17 protein-coding genes and 1 rRNA gene (1 of these 18 running past the window's edge) are annotated in these 18935 nt (G+C 61.3%); 14 read left to right on the top strand and 4 right to left on the bottom strand.

The features are described 5' to 3' along the window. The 3 genes from PST29_RS00610 to PST29_RS00600 all read right to left on the bottom strand — a co-directional run. A 16S ribosomal RNA gene (locus tag PST29_RS00610) occupies nt 1-676 on the bottom strand (it extends 863 nt beyond the left edge of the window). A 642-nt stretch (nt 677-1318) separates the two neighbouring features. Continuing rightward, entirely contained in the window at nt 1319-2539 is a 1221-nt protein-coding gene (locus PST29_RS00605) for a CaiB/BaiF CoA transferase family protein (protein ID WP_060842094.1), read from the bottom strand. 13 nt (nt 2540-2552) lie between these two features. Beyond that, nucleotides 2553-3734 (bottom strand): acyl-CoA dehydrogenase, encoded by a 1182-nt coding sequence (locus tag PST29_RS00600; RefSeq protein ID WP_016963707.1) that lies wholly within the window; start codon nt 3732-3734, stop codon nt 2553-2555. A 158-nt stretch (nt 3735-3892) separates the two neighbouring features. On the opposite strand from PST29_RS00600, the gene PST29_RS00595 reads away from it, so the two are divergent. From PST29_RS00595 to PST29_RS00545, 11 genes are all read left to right on the top strand, one after another. Further along, nucleotides 3893-4792, top strand: a complete 900-nt coding sequence (locus PST29_RS00595; protein ID WP_060836910.1) for a LysR family transcriptional regulator — start codon at nt 3893-3895, stop codon at nt 4790-4792. 451 nt (nt 4793-5243) lie between these two features. Beyond that, nucleotides 5244-6365 (top strand): Re/Si-specific NAD(P)(+) transhydrogenase subunit alpha, encoded by a 1122-nt coding sequence (locus tag PST29_RS00590; protein WP_060842093.1) that lies wholly within the window; start codon nt 5244-5246, stop codon nt 6363-6365. A gap of 15 nt (nt 6366-6380) precedes the next feature. Continuing rightward, nucleotides 6381-6704, top strand: a complete 324-nt coding sequence (locus tag PST29_RS00585) for an NAD(P) transhydrogenase subunit alpha (protein WP_005783507.1) — start codon at nt 6381-6383, stop codon at nt 6702-6704. Beyond that, complete coding sequence (locus PST29_RS00580; RefSeq protein ID WP_016963710.1) at nt 6704-8140, top strand: NAD(P)(+) transhydrogenase (Re/Si-specific) subunit beta; 1437 nt, start codon at nt 6704-6706, stop codon at nt 8138-8140. Before PST29_RS00585 ends, PST29_RS00580 begins: the two co-directional genes overlap by 1 nt. A 179-nt stretch (nt 8141-8319) precedes the next feature. Continuing rightward, the gene (locus PST29_RS00575) at nt 8320-9813 is read left to right on the top strand and encodes an acetyl-CoA hydrolase/transferase family protein (protein WP_060842092.1); all 1494 of its coding nucleotides are present in this window, start codon (nt 8320-8322) and stop codon (nt 9811-9813) included. Nucleotides 9814-10132: 319 nt separating this feature from the next. Beyond that, nucleotides 10133-10348, top strand: coding sequence for a DUF1127 domain-containing protein (locus PST29_RS00570; RefSeq protein ID WP_003220409.1), 216 nt, complete (start codon nt 10133-10135; stop codon nt 10346-10348). A 282-nt stretch (nt 10349-10630) separates the two neighbouring features. Next, a complete protein-coding gene (locus PST29_RS00565) occupies nt 10631-10840 on the top strand; it encodes a DUF1127 domain-containing protein (protein WP_060836907.1) in 210 nt (69 codons plus the stop codon). Nucleotides 10841-11007: 167 nt separating this feature from the next. Further along, nucleotides 11008-11325 carry a DUF2388 domain-containing protein gene (locus PST29_RS00560; RefSeq protein ID WP_060842091.1) on the top strand — a complete coding sequence of 106 codons (318 nt, stop codon included), beginning with the start codon at nt 11008-11010 and terminating at the stop codon, nt 11323-11325. A 100-nt stretch (nt 11326-11425) separates the two neighbouring features. Continuing rightward, entirely contained in the window at nt 11426-11734 is a 309-nt protein-coding gene (locus PST29_RS00555; RefSeq protein WP_060836905.1) for a DUF2388 domain-containing protein, read from the top strand. 27 nt (nt 11735-11761) lie between these two features. Beyond that, a complete protein-coding gene (locus tag PST29_RS00550; protein WP_016963715.1) occupies nt 11762-12082 on the top strand; it encodes a DUF2388 domain-containing protein in 321 nt (106 codons plus the stop codon). Beyond that, complete coding sequence (locus tag PST29_RS00545) at nt 12079-14040, top strand: DUF7844 domain-containing protein (protein ID WP_060842090.1); 1962 nt, start codon at nt 12079-12081, stop codon at nt 14038-14040. Before PST29_RS00550 ends, PST29_RS00545 begins: the two co-directional genes overlap by 4 nt. A gap of 101 nt (nt 14041-14141) precedes the next feature. Here the strand turns inward: PST29_RS00545 and PST29_RS00540 are convergent, their stop codons facing one another. Continuing rightward, on the bottom strand, nt 14142-14543 hold the full coding sequence (locus tag PST29_RS00540; protein ID WP_060842089.1) for a GFA family protein: 402 nt from the start codon (nt 14541-14543) through the stop codon (nt 14142-14144). A gap of 319 nt (nt 14544-14862) precedes the next feature. On the opposite strand from PST29_RS00540, the gene PST29_RS00535 reads away from it, so the two are divergent. The 3 genes from PST29_RS00535 to PST29_RS00525 all read left to right on the top strand — a co-directional run bounded on the left by PST29_RS00535 (nt 14863) and on the right by PST29_RS00525 (nt 18880). Then, entirely contained in the window at nt 14863-16170 is a 1308-nt protein-coding gene (locus tag PST29_RS00535) for a CitMHS family transporter (RefSeq protein WP_060836902.1), read from the top strand. 67 nt (nt 16171-16237) lie between these two features. After that, nucleotides 16238-17005, top strand: a complete 768-nt coding sequence (locus tag PST29_RS00530) for a TerC family protein (RefSeq protein ID WP_060836901.1) — start codon at nt 16238-16240, stop codon at nt 17003-17005. Between the two features lie 216 nt (nt 17006-17221). Then, a complete protein-coding gene (locus PST29_RS00525; RefSeq protein ID WP_060836900.1) occupies nt 17222-18880 on the top strand; it encodes a Na/Pi cotransporter family protein in 1659 nt (552 codons plus the stop codon). Nucleotides 18881-18935 lie beyond the last annotated feature (55 nt).

Genomic DNA, 18935 nt, shown 5'->3' with positions numbered 1-18935 from the left:
GAAATTCCACCACCCTCTACCATACTCTAGCTTGCCAGTTTTGGATGCAGTTCCCAGGTTGAGCCCGGGGCTTTCACATCCAACTTAACAAACCACCTACGCGCGCTTTACGCCCAGTAATTCCGATTAACGCTTGCACCCTCTGTATTACCGCGGCTGCTGGCACAGAGTTAGCCGGTGCTTATTCTGTCGGTAACGTCAAAATACTCACGTATTAGGTAAGTACCCTTCCTCCCAACTTAAAGTGCTTTACAATCCGAAGACCTTCTTCACACACGCGGCATGGCTGGATCAGGCTTTCGCCCATTGTCCAATATTCCCCACTGCTGCCTCCCGTAGGAGTCTGGACCGTGTCTCAGTTCCAGTGTGACTGATCATCCTCTCAGACCAGTTACGGATCGTAGCCTTGGTGAGCCATTACCTCACCAACTAGCTAATCCGACCTAGGCTCATCTGATAGCGTGAGGTCCGAAGATCCCCCACTTTCTCCCGTAGGACGTATGCGGTATTAGCGCCCGTTTCCGGACGTTATCCCCCACTACCAGGCAGATTCCTAGGCATTACTCACCCGTCCGCCGCTCGCCACCAGGTACAAGTACCCGTGCTGCCGCTCGACTTGCATGTGTTAGGCCTGCCGCCAGCGTTCAATCTGAGCCATGATCAAACTCTTCAGTTCAAACATCTTTGGGTTTTGAGAAAACCCTAAACTTGGCTCAGCAATCGTTGGTTACATCTTTGATTTCTCGCGGAGTAACTTGTGATGCTGATAATCTTTTTGACTATCAGTCTGACCCCACAAGCACCCACACGAATTGCTTGATTCAGTTGTTAAAGAGCGATTGGTTAAGATCTTTCGTCTCAACCGAGGCGCGCATTCTACAGCAGCCTCATTTACTGTCAAGCGATTTTTTAAGAAGTTTTTGAAGATTTCCTCAACAACTTCAACCACTTGCGCTCTCGATCTCTCGTTAGCGGGAGGCGAATTCTACAGCGTTACACGCTGCTGTCAACACCTCTTTTAAACCGCTTTCGACCGAGAGGATCGAATCGTTAATAAGGCGAAAACACACTGCCTTACTAACTGCTTCTGGCTTCGGTGAACTGAAGCGTAACCGCTGCCGAAAACCGCGTAACTCGTTGAATCTCAAGGAGTTTTCCGTTTCGACTGCGCCGGAAGTGGGGCGAATTATAGACCTGTAGAATCTGCCGTCAACCTTTAATTTGAATTTTCTATGAATAAGAGCAGACAACCCCAGAAGAGCCGCTTTGGCAGGCGATGCATAGATACGGCCGCACGCCTCTCTATATAAGAGAAGGCCTACAACACCCCCGACCGCCTCAATGCCTCAACGGCCTCGCCCTTCATTCCCAAAACCTGCTGCAGAACCTGCGCCGTGTGCTCACCCAATAGAGGAGGGGCATGGCGATACTCCACCGGCGTCTCGGAAAGACGAATCGGACTGGCCACCTGAGGCACAATCCCCGCCAACGCATGAGGCAACTCCAACGCCAGCCGCCGTGACACCACCTGCGGATCAGCAAACACCTGAGCCAGGTCATTGATCGGCCCACAGGGCACACCTGCCTGCTCCAACTGACTCACCCACTCGGCAGTGGTCTTGAACACCGTCGCCTGACGAATCAGTGGAATCAACACAGCCCGGTTGGCCACCCGCAGCTTATTAGTGGCAAACCGAGGATCGTCCGCCCACTGGGGCTGGCCTGCGACCTCGGCAAACTTGCGAAACTGCCCGTCATTCCCCACGGTGAGAATGAAATCACCATCTGCGGTCGGAAAATCCTGATAGGGAACTATGTTCGGGTGAGCGTTCCCCAAGCGCTTCGGAGCAATCCCCGTCGTCAGGTAGTTCATCGCCTGGTTGGCCAGACATGCAACCTGCACATCCAATAGCGCCATATCAATGTGCTGCCCGGCGCCGCCCTGATCCCGATGAGCCAAGGCAGCCAGAATCGCCACCGTCGAATACAGCCCCGTCAGTATGTCGGTCAAGGCCACCCCCACCTTCACCGGCCCGGCCCCGTCATCCCCTTCAGGCCGACCGGTCAGGCTCATCAATCCGCCCAGCCCCTGGATCATGAAGTCATAGCCGGCACGCTTGGCATAAGGCCCCGTCTGCCCAAACCCGGTGATCGAACAATAGATCAAGCGCGGATTGATCACCTTGAGCGACTCATAGTCCAGGCCATAGGCCGCCAGTCCACCCACCTTGAAGTTCTCGATGACGATATCCGACTTGGCCGCCAGCTCACGCACCAACTGCTGGCCCTCAGGGCGGGTGAAATCTATGGTCACCGACTGCTTGTTACGGTTGGCCGACAGGTAATAAGCGGCCTCCGTAGTGTTCTCGCCATCAGCATCCTTCAGGAAGGGCGGCCCCCAGGCGCGCGTATCGTCACCATTGCCCGGACGTTCGACCTTGATGACTTCGGCCCCCAGGTCCGCCAGGATCTGCCCGGACCAGGGCCCGGCCAATACCCGCGATAAATCCAGTACCCGCAGATGCGATAACGCGCCCATGGTCGCTCTCCTATTAATAGAACGCCTGGATGCCGGTTTGCGCGCGCCCCAGAATCAGCGCATGAACGTCATGGGTGCCTTCGTAAGTGTTGACCACTTCCAGGTTCACCAGGTGCCGGGCGATGCCGAACTCATCAGAGATGCCATTGCCACCCAACATGTCACGAGCCATACGGGCGATGTCCAGGGACTTGCCGCAGGAGTTGCGCTTCATGATCGAAGTGATTTCCACTGCCGCCGTTCCTTCATCCTTCATCCGCCCCAGACGCAGGCACCCCTGAAGGGCGAGGGTGATCTCGGTCTGCATGTCCGCCAGCTTTTTCTGGATCAGTTGAGTCGCCGCCAGGGGCCGACCGAACTGCTGGCGATCCAGCGTGTATTGCCGCGCGGTATGCCAGCAGAACTCCGCCGCACCCAAAGCCCCCCAGGAGATGCCGTAACGGGCCGAGTTCAAGCAAGTGAATGGGCCTTTGAGGCCGCGCACGTCCGGGAAGATGTTCTCTTCCGGCACGAACACGTTGTCCATGACGATTTCCCCAGTGATCGACGCACGCAGCCCCACCTTGCCATGAATGGCCGGCGCGCTCAGACCTTTCCAGCCCTTCTCCAGAACAAAACCGCGGATATCGCCGGCGTCATCCTTGGCCCAGACCACAAACACATCCGCGATCGGACTGTTGGTGATCCACATCTTGCTGCCGGTCAGGCTGTAGCCCCCATCCACTTTGCGTGCACGAGAAATCATCGCACCCGGGTCGGAACCATGGTTCGGCTCGGTCAGACCAAAGCAACCAATCCACTCGCCGGACGCCAGCTTCGGCAGGTACTTCTGTTTTTGCGCCTCGGTCCCGAACTCATTGATCGGCACCATCACCAGGGACGACTGCACACTCATCATCGAGCGATAGCCGGAATCGACGCGCTCCACTTCGCGTGCGATCAGGCCGTAGCACACATAGTTCAGGCCGCTGCCGCCGTACTGCTCGGGAATGGTCGCCCCCAACAGGCCGACTTCACCCATTTCACGGAAAATGGCCGGATCGGTCTGCTCATGGCGGAAAGCTTCCAACACCCGAGGCGCCAGCTTGTCCTGAGCGAACTGCTCGGCGCTGTCGCGGACCATGCGCTCTTCTTCGGTGAGTTGCTGGTCCAGCAGAAGGGGATCGATCCAGTTGAAGCTTGCTTTGCCGCCCATGAGTGAATCCTCGTGAAGTAGGTCAACTATCGTGGGCCGATCCTAGGCCTGACAGGAGCTCGCGGGCAAACGAGGATTTCGCAAGTTGTTGTGCTAATTTCTCACTCCGTAATGGCCAAAATTACCTTTTACAGCGTCTATTAGTGAGATTGCCGTACATGCGCAGGAAGATCCCCAGCACAGCCGCCCTGATCAGCTTCGAGGCCGCCGCCCGCCACGAAAGCTTCACCAAGGCGGCGCAGGAGCTTTCCCTGACCCAGGGCGCCGTCTGCCGACAGATCGCCAGCCTGGAAGAGTTTCTCGGCGTGGAGCTGTTCCGACGCTCGCGGCGGGGGGTCAAACTCACCGAAGCCGGGCTTTCCTACAGCCGCCGGGTAGCGACACAACTGGATGCGGTGGAACGCGACACGCTCTCCGTGATGGGACAGCAGGGCGCCAATGTCATCGAGCTGGCAGTGGTCCCGACCTTCGGCACCCAGTGGCTGCTGCCGCGCCTCAAGGATTTCCAGCAGCAACACCCCGAAGTCACCGTCAACCTGACCAACCGCACGCGCCCCTTCCTGTTTGCCGACACGCCTTTTGACGCCGCCATCTACTTTGGTGATGCCGATTGGTCCGGCACCCAGTCCCATCGCCTGATGGGCGAGCACCCGGTACCGGTGTGCAGCCCGGCCCTGCTGGCTGATCGGCAGCAACTGAGCGCCGCAGCCATCGCCGAGCTACCCCTGCTGCAACAGACCACCCGACCCTATGCCTGGCGCCAATGGTTCAACTCACAGCAGTTGAACGTCCCCCGCGACATGACAGGCCCACGCTACGAGCTATTCTCCATGCTCGCCCAGGCAGCCATGCACGACATGGGTATCGCGCTGATTCCAGCCTTCCTGATCCAGCGCGAACTGGCGGAAAAACGTCTGGTCATTGCCAACCCGCAAGCTCTGACCAGCATCAAGGCGTATTACCTGATGATTCCCGAGCGCAAGGTGGAATCCGCCTCTTTACGGGCATTTCGCGATTGGCTGGTGAATCAGGCACACAGCTACAACCTAGAAGGGTAGGGGCCTCCAGCGATTAGCTGACCCCGTAGTCAGAAAAACAAAAGCCCTACAGATATAAGTATTTGTCGCATTTCAACAGACTGTACCGACACCTCGGACAATAGTCCTAAAAGCGCCTAACCACGCGGCCTGTAGGGTTTATTTGACAGCAATGTAAGACTATTCACACAGCGGATGAGAAAAATCTTATTTAGACGATAAAAGCCTTGAAAGGCACGGCTTACAAGGGTTTAACCCCACCCCTTGCGACATTCGGTCACGGGGTGACTTGTAGTTAATTTTCCGTCACTAGTCAGAATCCCTTGAAGGCCTCAAAGTTCGCCTGCAAAATGCCGCGCCCCGCTGCGATTTCAGCGGGATCGTGCTGATCGGCCGCCCCAGTCGCACCCTCCGCAGTGCGCTGGCCTTCTAAGAAAGATCGAAAGCAATAAGATCAAGCAGGAGATTTGACGTGCACATTGGTGTTCCTCTCGAAACCCAGACGGGTGAAACACGGGTTGCTGCAACCCCGGAAACCATCAAGAAGCTGATCGGCCAGGGTCATAAAGTCACTGTGCAAAGCGGCGCGGGCATCAATGCCAGCGTGGTCGACAGTGCCTATGAAGCGGCAGGAGCCACCATTGGCAGCGCCAACGATGCCTTTGGCGCCGAACTGATTCTCAAGGTCGTCGCCCCCAGCGACAGCGAACTGGCCCTGATCAAGAGCGGCACCGTGCTGGTGGGCATGCTCAATCCGTTCAGCAATGAAACCATCGCCAAGCTGGCCGAGCGCGGCATTACCGCCTTCGCCCTGGAAGCGGCGCCACGTACCTCTCGGGCCCAGAGCCTGGACGTGCTGTCATCCCAGGCCAACATCGCCGGTTACAAGGCCGTACTGCTGGCCGCCCACTACTACCCGCGCTTCATGCCGATGCTGATGACCGCCGCCGGTACCGTCAAAGCGGCCCGCGTGCTGATTCTCGGCGCCGGCGTGGCGGGGCTGCAGGCCATCGCCACGGCCAAGCGCCTGGGGGCAGTGATCGAGGCTTCGGATGTGCGTCCGGCGGTGAAAGAGCAGATCGAGTCCTTGGGCGCCAAGTTCGTCGACGTGCCTTATGAAACCGATGAGGAGCGCGAATGCGCCGTCGGCGTCGGCGGTTATGCCCGCCCCATGCCCGCCAGCTGGATGCAGCGCCAGGCCCTGGCAGTGCACGAGCGCGCCAAGCAGGCGGATATCGTCATTACCACCGCACTGATTCCAGGCCGCAAGGCGCCGACCTTGCTCAGCGCCGACACCGTGGCCCAGATGAAGCCCGGCTCGGTGGTCATCGACCTGGCAGCCGCCCAGGGTGGCAACTGCCCGCTGACCGTGGCGGACCAGGTGGTGGTGGAAAACGGCGTGACCATCGTTGGCCCGACCAACCTGGCCGGCGCCGTCGCTGCTGACGCCTCGGCGCTGTACGCCCGCAACCTGCTGGACTTCCTGAAGCTTGTCTTCACCAAAGAAGGGCAGTTCGAAGTCAACCTAGAAGACGACATCGTCGCCGCGTGCCTGATGTGCCGCGACGGCCAAGTCATCCGCAAAAACGCCTAAGCAGGGATTCAGACGATGGAAGAGCTTATCTCCCCCGGTATCTACAACCTGATCATCTTCGTGCTGGCGATCTATGTCGGTTACCACGTGGTCTGGAACGTGACACCCGCACTGCACACGCCACTGATGGCGGTGACCAACGCCATTTCCGCGATCGTCATCGTCGGCGCCATGCTGGCTGCCGCCCTGACCGTGACCCCGCTGGGCAAAACCATGGGCACCCTGGCCGTAGCCCTGGCCGCGGTCAACGTGTTCGGTGGCTTCCTGGTGACCCGTCGCATGCTGGAAATGTTTAAGAAGAAAGCGCCCAAAGCCGTGAAAGAAGAGGTGCAGAAATAATGAGCATGAACCTGGTAACAACCCTCTATCTGATCGCCTCGGTGTGCTTTATCCAGGCGCTCAAGGGGCTTTCGCACCCGACCACGTCCCGACGCGGCAACTTGTTCGGCATGTTGGGCATGGCCCTGGCGGTCCTGACCACCATCGGCCTCATCTATAAGCTGGGCGCAGAACTGGCGACCGCCGGTATCGGCTACGTCATCGTCGGCCTGCTGATCGGCGGCACCGCCGGTTCGATCATGGCCAAGCGCGTCGAGATGACCAAAATGCCGGAACTGGTGGCCTTCATGCACAGCATGATCGGCCTGGCCGCGGTGTTCATTGCCATTGCCGCCGTGGTCGAGCCCCAGTCCCTGGGCATCGTCAAACACCTGGGCGACGCAATCCCCGCCGGTAACCGCCTGGAGCTGTTCCTCGGTGCTGCCATCGGTGCCATTACCTTCTCCGGTTCGGTGATCGCCTTCGGCAAGCTTTCGGGCAAGTACAAGTTCCGCCTGTTCCAGGGCGCACCGGTACAGTTTGCCGGCCAGCACAAGCTCAATCTGGTGCTGGGCCTGGCCACCCTCGGCCTGGGCGTGACCTTCATGGCCACCGGCAACCTCGGCGCCTTTGCCCTGATGCTGGCGCTGGCCTTCGTCATGGGCGTGCTGATCATCATCCCGATCGGCGGCGCCGACATGCCGGTGGTAGTGTCGATGCTCAACAGCTACTCGGGCTGGGCAGCAGCAGGGATCGGCTTCTCCCTGAACAACTCGATGCTGATCATCGCCGGCTCCCTGGTGGGCTCCAGCGGCGCGATCCTCTCGTACATCATGTGCAAGGCGATGAACCGTTCGTTCTTCAACGTGCTGCTCGGCGGTTTCGGCAACAGTGCCGACGCTGGCGGCCCGGCCGGGGCTCAAGAAGCCCGCCCGGTGAAATCCGGCTCGGCGGACGATGCGACGTTCCTGCTGACCAACGCCGACACCGTGATCATCGTTCCCGGTTACGGCCTGGCCGTGGCCCGGGCCCAGCACGCGTTGAAGGAGCTGACCGAGAAGCTGACCCACCGTGGCGTCACCGTGAAGTACGCGATCCACCCGGTGGCAGGGCGCATGCCCGGGCACATGAACGTACTGCTGGCCGAGGCCGAGGTGCCTTACGACCAGGTGTTCGAGATGGAAGACATCAACTCCGAGTTCGGCCAGGCCGATGTGGTGCTGGTACTGGGCGCCAACGACGTGGTCAACCCGGCGGCGAAGAACGATCCGAAGTCGCCCATCGCCGGCATGCCGATCCTCGAAGCCTTCAAGGCCAAGACCATCATCGTCAACAAGCGCTCCATGGCCAGCGGCTATGCCGGCCTGGACAACGAACTTTTCTACCTGGACAAGACCATGATGGTCTTCGGTGACGCGAAGAAGGTCATCGAAGACATGGTCAAAGCCGTCGAGTAAAGCTGCTGTAGCGCAATACCCAAAACCTCAGCCTTTAGTAGGCTGGGGTTTTTTATTGACCTCATGAAGCCGACAGAAGGCTCTAGATCAGGACCTTTCATTCGACCTTTGTCGCGCGGTGTTTTTTTTTGAAATCACTAGACTGCGCTTCTTGCTTCCGTTGCCCGAGATAACAATCCATGTACCGTGATCGTATCCGCTTGCCTTCGTTGTTGGATAAGGTGATGAGCGCCGCCGACGCTGCCGCTCTGATTGAGGACGGCATGACCGTCGGCATGAGCGGCTTCACCCGCGCCGGTGAAGCCAAGGCCGTGCCCCATGCCCTGGCCGAACGGGCCAAGGTGACCCCGCTGAAAATCAGCCTGATGACCGGCGCCAGCCTGGGCAACGACCTGGACAAGCAACTCACCGAGGCCGGGGTCCTGGCCCGGCGCATGCCGTTCCAGGTCGACAGCACCCTGCGCAAGGCGATCAACGCCGGCGAAGTGATGTTCATCGACCAGCACCTGTCGGAAACCGTCGAGCAGCTGCGCAACCAGCAGCTCAAACTGCCGGACATCGCGGTGATCGAGGCCGTGGCCATCACCGAACAGGGCCATATCGTGCCCACCACCTCGGTGGGCAACTCCGCCAGTTTCGCGATCTTCGCCAAGCAGGTGATCGTCGAGATCAACCTGGCGCACAACCCGAACCTGGAAGGCCTGCACGACATCTATATCCCGACCTATCGTCCGACCCGTACACCTATTCCCCTAGTGAAGGTCGACGATCGCATCGGCAGCACGGCGATTCCGATCCCGGCGGAAAAGATCGTCGCCATCGTCATCACCAACCAGTCCGACTCGCCATCCACCGTCTCCACCCCGGATAGCGAAACCCAGGGCATCGCCAATCACCTGATCGACTTCCTCAAGCAGGAAGTCGATGCCGGGCGCATGAGCAACAAGCTCGGCCCGCTGCAGGCCGGTATCGGCAACATTGCCAACGCGGTGATGTGCGGCCTGATCGAGTCGCCGTTCGAGAACCTGACCATGTACTCCGAAGTGCTGCAGGACTCGACCTTCGACCTGATCGACGCCGGCAAGCTGAGCTTCGCCTCCGGCAGCTCCATCACCCTGTCGAGCCGACGCAACGCCGATGTGTTCGGCAACCTGGAGCGCTACAAGGACAAGCTGGTGCTGCGCCCACAAGAGATCTCCAACCATCCGGAAGTGGTGCGCCGCCTGGGCATCATTGGCATCAACACCGCGCTGGAGTTCGACATCTACGGCAACGTCAACTCCACCCACGTCTGCGGCACGCGGATGATGAACGGCATCGGCGGCTCCGGCGACTTCGCCCGCAACGCGCACCTGGCGATCTTCGTCACCAAGTCGATTGCCAAGGGCGGGGCGATTTCCAGCGTGGTGCCGATGGTCAGCCACGTGGACCACACCGAGCATGACGTCGACATCCTGGTCACCGAGATCGGCCTGGCCGACCTGCGCGGCCTGGCGCCACGTGAACGGGCCCGGGTGATCATCGACAACTGCGTGCATCCGTCCTACCGCGAAGCGTTGAACGACTACTTCACCAAGGCCTGCGCCCTGGGCGGCCACACGCCACACATCCTGCGCGATGCCCTGAGCTGGCACATCAACCTGGAAGAAATCGGGAAAATGCTCGCCGAGTGATTGATACAGTTGGCAGCTGGCGCAAACACCGTTTCGTCAGCTGGCCGACCACCCGCCAATGATCGTCAAAAACTGTACTGCTGTACCGGTATTTTCCCCGCCTAAAACCGCCACCTCCTCACTCAAAAGCGCATAAATGCACCAAAAAGGTGCCGACAGGTACAGTTGCGCCTTTTCGGAACAGTACAGCCCCTATAAACAGTTAACTGGTCCCTCACAATACAGGTGAACTGTATCTACAGAGTCTTGCACCGGAAGAGGATCATGGGCACCAGTTAAACCACTACCTGATCCCGCCACAAGCGGAAGGATGTCAACCATGGAACGTACACTCAGTTCCGAACTGTTCTTCGAAGACAAAGCTGCAAAAACCCAGGCTTCCCTGCCTCTGCGCGTTATCGCCAACCTGATGCTGTGGCAGCGCCGCATCTCCAGCCGCCACCAACTGGCTCGCCTGGATTCGCGTCTGCTGGCCGATGCCGGGATCAGCGAAGCACAACGCTACGAAGAGCTGAGCAAGCCGTTCTGGCGCTAACTCAGCGTCGCTGGCTCTGACCCACCGGGTCCACCGCCAGCACCCCGAATTGCACACACAAGACCCGTCGCGGGAAACCGCGACGGGTCTTGTCGTTCTGGCCTGGAAAAAATGGTTCGCAACACAAATACAGCCAAGTTGATTGCGACAGGTACAGTTTTATCAAACACAACAATTAACCAGTACAATTTTGCCCCGGTGTATCTGTATGACCGCCCTCCAACCGTCGCACCATGACGCTGCAGCAAGCCCATCGCTCGGCTGCTCAAGGAGGAAAGCACCATGGACTCATGCTCCGGCAAACCCGACACCGACCTTCCGGCCACCTCATGCAGCACAGCCTTCAAGCGCTGGATCACGGCCCTCGCCAGCATGATGGAGCGGGCCCGCACCCGCCGGTTGCTGGCACAGATGGACGAACGACAACTGTCGGACAGCGGCATCAGCCATGGCGACAGGGCAGCAGAACTGCACAAGCCCTTTTGGCGCTAAGGCCCGACACCACGCTGTGCGAACGCAACAGCTCAGCCTAATATCTGCAGCGACGTAGCGATTTTTACCTAAGCTGCGTCAGAACAATCAGACACAGCACCTCGCAGTGGCTGCCCGGCGTCTCACTCAGCGCCCTTAATCTGTCTGTCCATTCACAGGAGTTCCCCATGTCCCGTCTTCGTCTGCTCGGCGCTGCCGCATTGCTGACCCTGGCCGCCAATGCCAACGCCACCAGCCTGATCGTGACCACCGACGCCATCGTCGGCGCGCTCAAGGCCACCACCGACGCCACCTCCGACGCCACCTCCTCCCTGCGCGACAACAAGATCGTACGTGCCGCTCGGGATGACGCCGCCAGCTTCGTCGCCACCGACGGCGCCATTCGTGGAGTGAAACTGGAAAGCGCCTTCGACCACATTCGCCAACAGGCCCCCCAACTGCAGGCCACTGACGCCCAGCTGGCCCAGGCCATCCTGGCGATCTGAACGAAGATTTCAGGTGCGCCTACGCACCTGAAACCCTCTGCGCTGGCCCTGTCCGGACCATTGCGCTAGCCTTGGCGCTGTTTTTCAGCTGTCGAGACTCATGGGTTTGTTCCGAATTTCGCTTTTTGCTCCAGTATTCATCGCCGTCTGTTGGGCCGGCTCGGTGCAGGCATTCGACCTGACCACCCAAAGCTCGGTCGTCACCGTTTACGCCACAAGCCAGGTGACCTCGGCGCCCTTCGACCATAAACTGCTGCTCGCCGCCCAAGACGACGCCGCCGCCTTCGTGGCAACCGACGGCCAACTGCGTGGCGCGCGCCTGGAGTCCGCCCTGAGCTATCTGCGGCACCACCGGGCAAAACTTCATGCCAGCGACCTTGAACTGGCGCAGGCAATTCTCGTCCAATAGTCACCCCTGTTATTCCGGAGTCGTTCCATGCGTAGCCCGCTGATTGCCGCCACCCTTGGCCTGCTGTTGTTGGCCGACGTGGCCCAGGCACACACCCTGGTGGCCACCAGTAACATCATCGTCCGTGCCTCTGGCCGCACGATCGATTTCACCTCGGACACCACCACCTCGATCCGCGACTCCAAAGTCGTGCGTGAAGCCCATGACGATGCCGCCAGCTTCGTCGCCAGCAATGGCGATATCCGTGGCGCCCAATTGGAAGCGGCGTTCACGGCCCTGCGCACCCAGTTGCCGGAAGCCCGCGACGCCAGCGATCAGGTCCTCGCCGAAGCCATCCTCGCTCTGTGAAACCCGTCCTCGCCTGGCTGCTGGCCGGGACCCTGGCGCTGCTCTGCGGCAACGCCCAGGCCGACCTGCAATTGCGCCTCAAGACCGATGGCTTGAGCCCCGCGCAACAACACGCCAGCCAGGCGCTGCTGGATGAAGCGATGCAGGCACTGCCGCCGCGCTTCATCCAGCAACTGGACCGCACCATCGACGTCGGCTGGACCGACCAGATGCCCGACAACGCCTATGGCGAGGCATCCCTGGTATCGGCACTGGACCTCAATCGCGCCCTCTTGCCAAGCCTGACCGACGGCTCCGCCGCTACCCAGAAGACCAGCCGCCCCCACGGCACCGTGCGCCGGGAAATGCTTGCCACGGTGCTCCACGAACTGACCCACATTTACGATCGCGCGCGTCTATGGCCCAGTGCCGAACGCAGCCTGATCCAGCGCTGTACCCGCAAGAACAGCACCTCCGGTCCGATCGGCCTGCCGGATGAGTGCCGCGGCCAGAACGACCGGCGCTTCACCCTCAGCGATGACCCGCGCCTGCTGGACCTGGCCGGCTGGCCGCAATATGTCGGGCGTCGCGGAGAACGGGAGCAGCACAACCGCCAGATCGCCCGCAGCCCGGACCTCTACGAGATCACCAACCCGAAGGAATTCGTCGCGGTGAACATGGAGTACTTCCTCCTCGACCCGAGCTACGCCTGCCGCCGCCCGGCGCTGTACCGCTACTACCAGGAACATTTCGGCTGGGCCCCGGCCGCCAAGGACCACTGCGCCCAGTCCTTCGCCTTTCTCAACGCCGGCAACGACTTCGCCAAGACGCCGCTGGGCAAGGTGGACCCGGAACGGGTCTACGCCGTGGACTATCTGCTGGCCGAAGCCAACCAGAACTGGGTCAGTCGCTGGGGCCACAGCATGCTGCGCCTGGTGATCTGCGCCCCGGGCCGTCCCCGTGGGCCGGATTGCCGCCTCGACCTGGACCAGCACCTGGTGCTGTCCTACCGCGCCTTTGTCGGCGATGTGCAGCTGTCCAGCTGGGACGGCCTGGTGGGCAAATACCCGTCGCGACTGTTTGTCCTGCCGCTGTCGCAAGTCATCGACGAATACACCAAGACCGAACTGCGCAGCCTGGCCTCGGTGCCCTTGAAACTGTCGCGCAGCGAGATCGAGGAAGTGGTGGAGCACGCCGCGGAAATGCACTGGAGCTACGACGGCAACTATTACTTCCTGTCCAACAACTGCGCGGTGGAAAGCCTCAAGCTGCTGCGCAGCGGCAGCAACAACAAGCAACTGATCGGCCTCGACAGCATCATGCCCAACGGCCTGCTGGAAGTGCTCAAGGGCAGGGGACTGGCGGACACCAGCGTGCTCGACGACCCACGCGAGGCACTGCGCCTGGGCTATCGCTTCGACTCCTTCCGCGACCGCTATCAGGCGATGTTCGAGGTGATCAGGAAGCACTTGCCGATCAAGCAGGCCAGTGTCGAAGACTGGCTGTCGCTGAGCGCCGAGGAGCGCCGGCGCTGGTTCGACCAGGCCGACTTGCGCACCAGCGCTGCCTTGCTGCTGCTGGAGCAGGCCAGCTATCGCCGGCAACTGCTGCTGGCCCAGGACGAGGTCAAGCAGCGCTACCTGGGCGCTCGCGAGCTGAAGAACGGCGGCATGGAAAAGGCCAACAAGACCTTGCAGGAAATTCTCGCCAACAGCGGCTTCCTCAGCCGCCCGGCGGAACTGCTGGGCAGCAGCGGCTATGGATTGCCACAACCCGGTGAATGGCAACGCCTGGAGTCCGAAAGCAGCGAGCGGCAAAAGCAGCTGCAATCCTTGACCGGTGAACTGGACAAGGAAGTGCGAGCCCTGCTGGAGCCGGAGCGGGCCGCTGAGATTGCCGCCAACGAGGCCAACCTGAAGCAGGTGGGCGAGCATCTGCGGGCTCTGCACAAGGCGGCGGGCGGGCTGGAACTGCCGTAGCCACCGGCGGCGAAAGGGCCAAAGGCTCCGGCCTGGAAGCCTCCTGCCAAGCCATCGGCGGCCTTGAGAACCGCGCTAACGCTGCGCGCCTGCGGCAGGGCCTACAGGGTTTCTTGCGGCTCTTGCGGCAGGTGCTGGTCCAGGTGCAGCCAGGGCAGGCGGCTGTCGGTCCAGATGTGCCGGTCCGCCGGCGCCAGCTCCGGGTGGTCCAGGGTGGCGATGGTGACATCGATGCTGTCCGGGCTCAGGTGGGTGACCAACGCCAGGTGAGCCCCACAGTTGCCGCAGAAATAGCGCGCGCAACTTGCAGAAGAGTCGTAGCGGGCGGGAACCCCCTCCAGCCAGGTGAAAGCCGAGGCGGGCAGGGTGATCCAGGTGGTCACCAGGCCGCCACTGGTCCGGCGGCAGATCGAGCAATGACAGTGGGCGATATCCCGCAGCGGCCCGCTGAACTGGTAGCGCAGCCGCCCGCAGTGGCAACCTCCGGTGTGCAACTCACTCATGTGCATCCCTCCTGTGGGCCAATGCCCGTCACTGTATGCCACTGGTCGCCTGGCGGAACATCCAGCCTTTCCTTTCAACGGCGAAAGCTGGCTGAAAGCTTCCCCGATTAGCATCGCCTCCACTACCGGCAACAGACCGGTTGGCCACAGCGGGCGTTTCTCGCGCTCCCGGCCCTATTAACAACAACAATGGTGATTCTGATGTCCGCTCGTACCCGCCTGTTCGCTACAACTCCTCCCGTACGCCTCGTGCTTGCCGTTCTGCGCTGATCCCACCCGGTTCGCCATTCCCTAGCCGCGCTACGCCTGGAGTATTCCCATGCTGACTTTCCTTGGCTTTGCCATGGTCATCACGTTCATGTTCCTGATCATGACCAAGCGCCTGTCGGCGCTGATCGCGCTGATCATCGTGCCTATTCTGTTCGCCCTGTTTGGCGGTTTCGCGCCGAAAATCGGCCCGATGATGCTCGAAGGCATCACCAAGCTGGCGCCCACCGGCGTGATGCTGATGTTCGCCATTCTGTATTTCGCCCTGATGATCGACTCCGGGCTGTTCGACCCGGCGGTGCGCAAGATCCTCAAGCTGGTCAAGGGCGACCCGCTGAAGGTTTCGGTGGGTACTGCGGTGCTGGCCCTGGTGGTGTCCCTGGACGGTGACGGCGCCACCACCTACATGATCTGCGTGGCCGCCATGCTGCCGCTGTACAGCCGCATCGGCATGAGCCCGCGGATCATGGCCGGGCTGATCATTCTCGCCGGCGGCGTGATGAACATGACTCCCTGGGGCGGCCCCACCGCTCGGGCCGCCAGCGCCCTGCACGTGGACCCCTCGGACATCTTCGTGCCCATGATCCCGGCGATGCTCGCCGGCGTGGTGGCGATCCTGCTGATCGCCTACCTGTACGGCAAGCGTGAGCGGGCGCGCCTGGGCGAACTGCACCTGGCGGGCGACGAGATCGACCACAGCGAAATCAGCGTGTCGCAGTACCCGGATGCGCGCCGGCCGAAGCTGATCTGGTTCAACGGTGCCCTGACCTTCGCCCTGATGTGCGCGCTGATCGCCGGCCTGTTGCCGCTGCCGGTGCTGTTCATGGTGGCCTTCAGCATCGCCATGATCGTCAACTACCCCTGCCTGCAGCAGCAGAAGGACCGGGTCGCGGCCCACGCCGGCAGCGTGCTGGCGGTGGTCGGGCTGATCTTCGCGGCGGGCATCTTCACCGGCATCCTGTCGGGCACCGGCATGGTCGACGCCATGTCCAAGAGCCTGCTGGCGGTGATCCCGGACGCCCTGGGGCCGTACCTCGCGGTGATCACCGCGCTGGTGAGCATGCCGTTCACCTTCTTCATGTCCAACGATGCCTTCTACTACGGCGTGCTGCCGGTGCTGGCCGAAGCCGCCAGCCACTACGGCATCACCGCGGTGGAAATGGCCCGGGCGTCAATCGTCGGCCAACCGGTGCACCTGCTCAGCCCGCTGGTACCCTCGACCTACCTGCTGGTGGCCCTGGCCGGCATCGAGTTTGGCGACCATCAACGCTTCACCCTCAAGTGGGCAGTGCTGGTCTGCCTGTGCATAATGTTCGCCGCTTTGCTGATGGGGATCTTTCCGCTGTTCAGCACGCTTTAAAGGCAATGATTCCCCGCCCGGGCCGGCGTCACGGCCCGGGCCATAACACTCGCGCAAAGGACTACACATGGAATGGCTGACCAACCCGGAAATCTGGGTTGCCTTCTTCACCCTGACCGCCCTGGAAATCGTCCTGGGCATCGACAACATCATCATGATCTCGATCCTGGTCAGCCGCATGCCCAAGCACATGCAGCCGCGCACCCGGATCTTCGGCCTGGCGCTGGCCATGGTCACGCGCATTCTGTTGCTGCTGTCGATCACCTGGGTCATGCGCCTCACGGCCGACCTGTTCGTGGTCTTCGGCCAGGGCATTTCCGGGCGTGACCTGATCCTGTTCTTCGGCGGCCTGTTCCTGCTGTGGAAAAGCTCCCAGGAGATGTACCACGCCCTGGAAGGCGAGGACGAAACCCTGGATGAGCCCAAAGGCAAGGGCGGCAACTTCTTCTACACCATCATCCAGATCGCGATCATCGACATCGTCTTCTCCCTGGACTCGGTGATCACCGCGGTGGGCATGGTCTCCCACGTACCGGTGATGGTGGCGGCGATCATTGTCGCGGTGCTGGTGATGATGCTGGCCGCCGGGACCATCAGCGAGTTCATCGACAAGCACCCGTCGCTGAAGATGCTCGCGCTGTCGTTCCTGCTGGTGGTGGGTACGGTTCTGATCGCCGAGGCCTTCGACGTGCACGTGCCAAAAGGCTACGTCTACTTCGCCATGGCCTTCTCCCTGGCGGTGGAAGCCATCAACATCAAGATGCGCACCGCCATCGCGAAGAAGAAAAAACAGCAGGATCCGGTGAAACTGCGCAAGGACGTTCCCGGTCAATAACCGCGAATGCGCGTCAGGAACAAGGGGCTTTCGAGCCCCTTTTTCACGTCTGCAGCCGGTTGTTTTCATGACAGTTTTGTTTCAAACACCGCTTGAGCTATGCGATGCTGGCGCCCTGTGCGTTAGCCAAATACAGCTTAAATACATAACGTAGAACCTCGCGCAACAACGTCCACTGGCCCCGCTTGGGGCTCTTCACCCCAGGGGGGCCCTCTCATGCTGACCCTGCTCAATCTGCTTTCCGCCGTGGCCCTGCTGATCTGGGGCACGCACATCGTCCGTACCGGCATCCTGCGGGTCTACGGTTCCAACCTGCGCCATGTGATCGGCCAGAACATGGCCCGACGACCGCTGGCCTTCGTTGCCGGCATCCTGGTGACGGCCATGGTCCAGAGCAGCAACGCCACGGCGATGCTGGTGACCTCCTTTGTCGGCCAGGGCCTGATGGCCCTGACCCCGGCGCTGGCGACCATGCTCGGCGCCGATGTCGGCACCGCGCTGATGGCCCGGGTGCTGACCTTCGACCTGTCGTGGCTGTCGCCGCTGCTGATCTTCCTCGGGGTGATCTTCTTCCTCTCGCGCAAGCAGACCCGCGCCGGGCAGCTGGGCCGGGTCGGCATCGGCCTGGGCCTGATCATCCTGGCCCTGCAACTGATCGTCGAAGCCGCCGCACCGATTACCCACGCCCAGGGGGTGAAGGTGCTGTTCGCCTCGCTGACCGGCGACATCCTTCTGGATGCCCTGATGGGCGCGGTCTTCGCCATGGTGTCCTACTCCAGCCTGGCGGCGGTGTTGCTCACCGCCACCCTGGCCGGGGCCGGCGTCATCAGCCTGCCGGTGGCCATCGGCCTGGTGATCGGCGCCAACATCGGTAGCGGGGTGCTGGCCTTCCTCGGCACCAGCATGCAAAACGCCGCCGGCCGCCAGGTGGCCCTGGGCAGCCTGCTGTACAAACTGATCGGCCTGCTGCTGATCATCCCGGTGCTCGACCCCCTGGCCCACTGGATGGACAGCCTGGACTTCAGCCCCCAGGAAGTGGTGATCGGCTTCCACCTGCTGTACAACACCGCGCGCTGCCTGTTGCTGCTGCCCAGTGTCGGCCCCATGGCCCGGCTCTGCACCTGGCTGCTGCCGGAACGACCCCAGGACAATGGCCGCGCGCGCCCACGGCACCTGGACCCGGCTGCCCTGGCCACCCCGAGCCTGGCCCTGGCCAACGCCGCCCGGGAGACCCTGCGCATCGGCGATCTGATCGACAACATGCTGGAAGCCATGCGTGATGTGCTGCGGGGCAAACAGACCGCCATCACCCAGGAGCTGCGTGCCCTGAGCGATGATGTCGAAGCACTGTACAGCGCCATCAAGCTGTACCTGGCGCAGATGCCCCGGGAGGACCTGAGCGAGCAGGACAGTCGGCGCTGGGCGGAAATCATCGAACTGGCGATCAACCTCAAGCTGGCCAGCGACCTGATCGAACGCATGCTGCGCAAGGTCCAGCAGCAAAAGACCTCGCAACGCCGATCCTTCTCCGACGTCGGCCTGGAAGAACTGACCGGCCTGCATGGCCAGCTGATCGCCAACCTGCGCCTGGGACTTTCGGTGTTCCTCAGCGCCGACCCGGAAAGCGCCCGGCAACTGCTGCGGGAGAAACGCCGCTTCCGCGCCCAGGAACGGCGCCTGGCCCACGCCCACGTCAGCCGACTGCAGCGCAAGATCGTGCAAAGCATCGAAACCAGCTCCCTGCACCTGGAACTGATCGCCGACATGAAGCGTCTCAACTCGCTGTTCTGCAGCAGCGCCTACGTGGTCCTGGAAACCTCGGACACCGGAGCCCTGCAAGTCGAAGACATGGCTGACATCACCCATTCACCCTGAACGTCCAGAGTTACATGCAGTCTCTAAAACTTACGCACGCCGTAAGGAAGCTTGT

The sequence above is a fragment of the Pseudomonas sp. St29 genome, from assembly GCF_001547915.1.
Taxonomy (GTDB): domain Bacteria; phylum Pseudomonadota; class Gammaproteobacteria; order Pseudomonadales; family Pseudomonadaceae; genus Aquipseudomonas.
The sequence above is the reverse complement of the archived record's forward strand: the minus strand, read 5'-3'. Positions and strand labels throughout refer to the sequence as shown.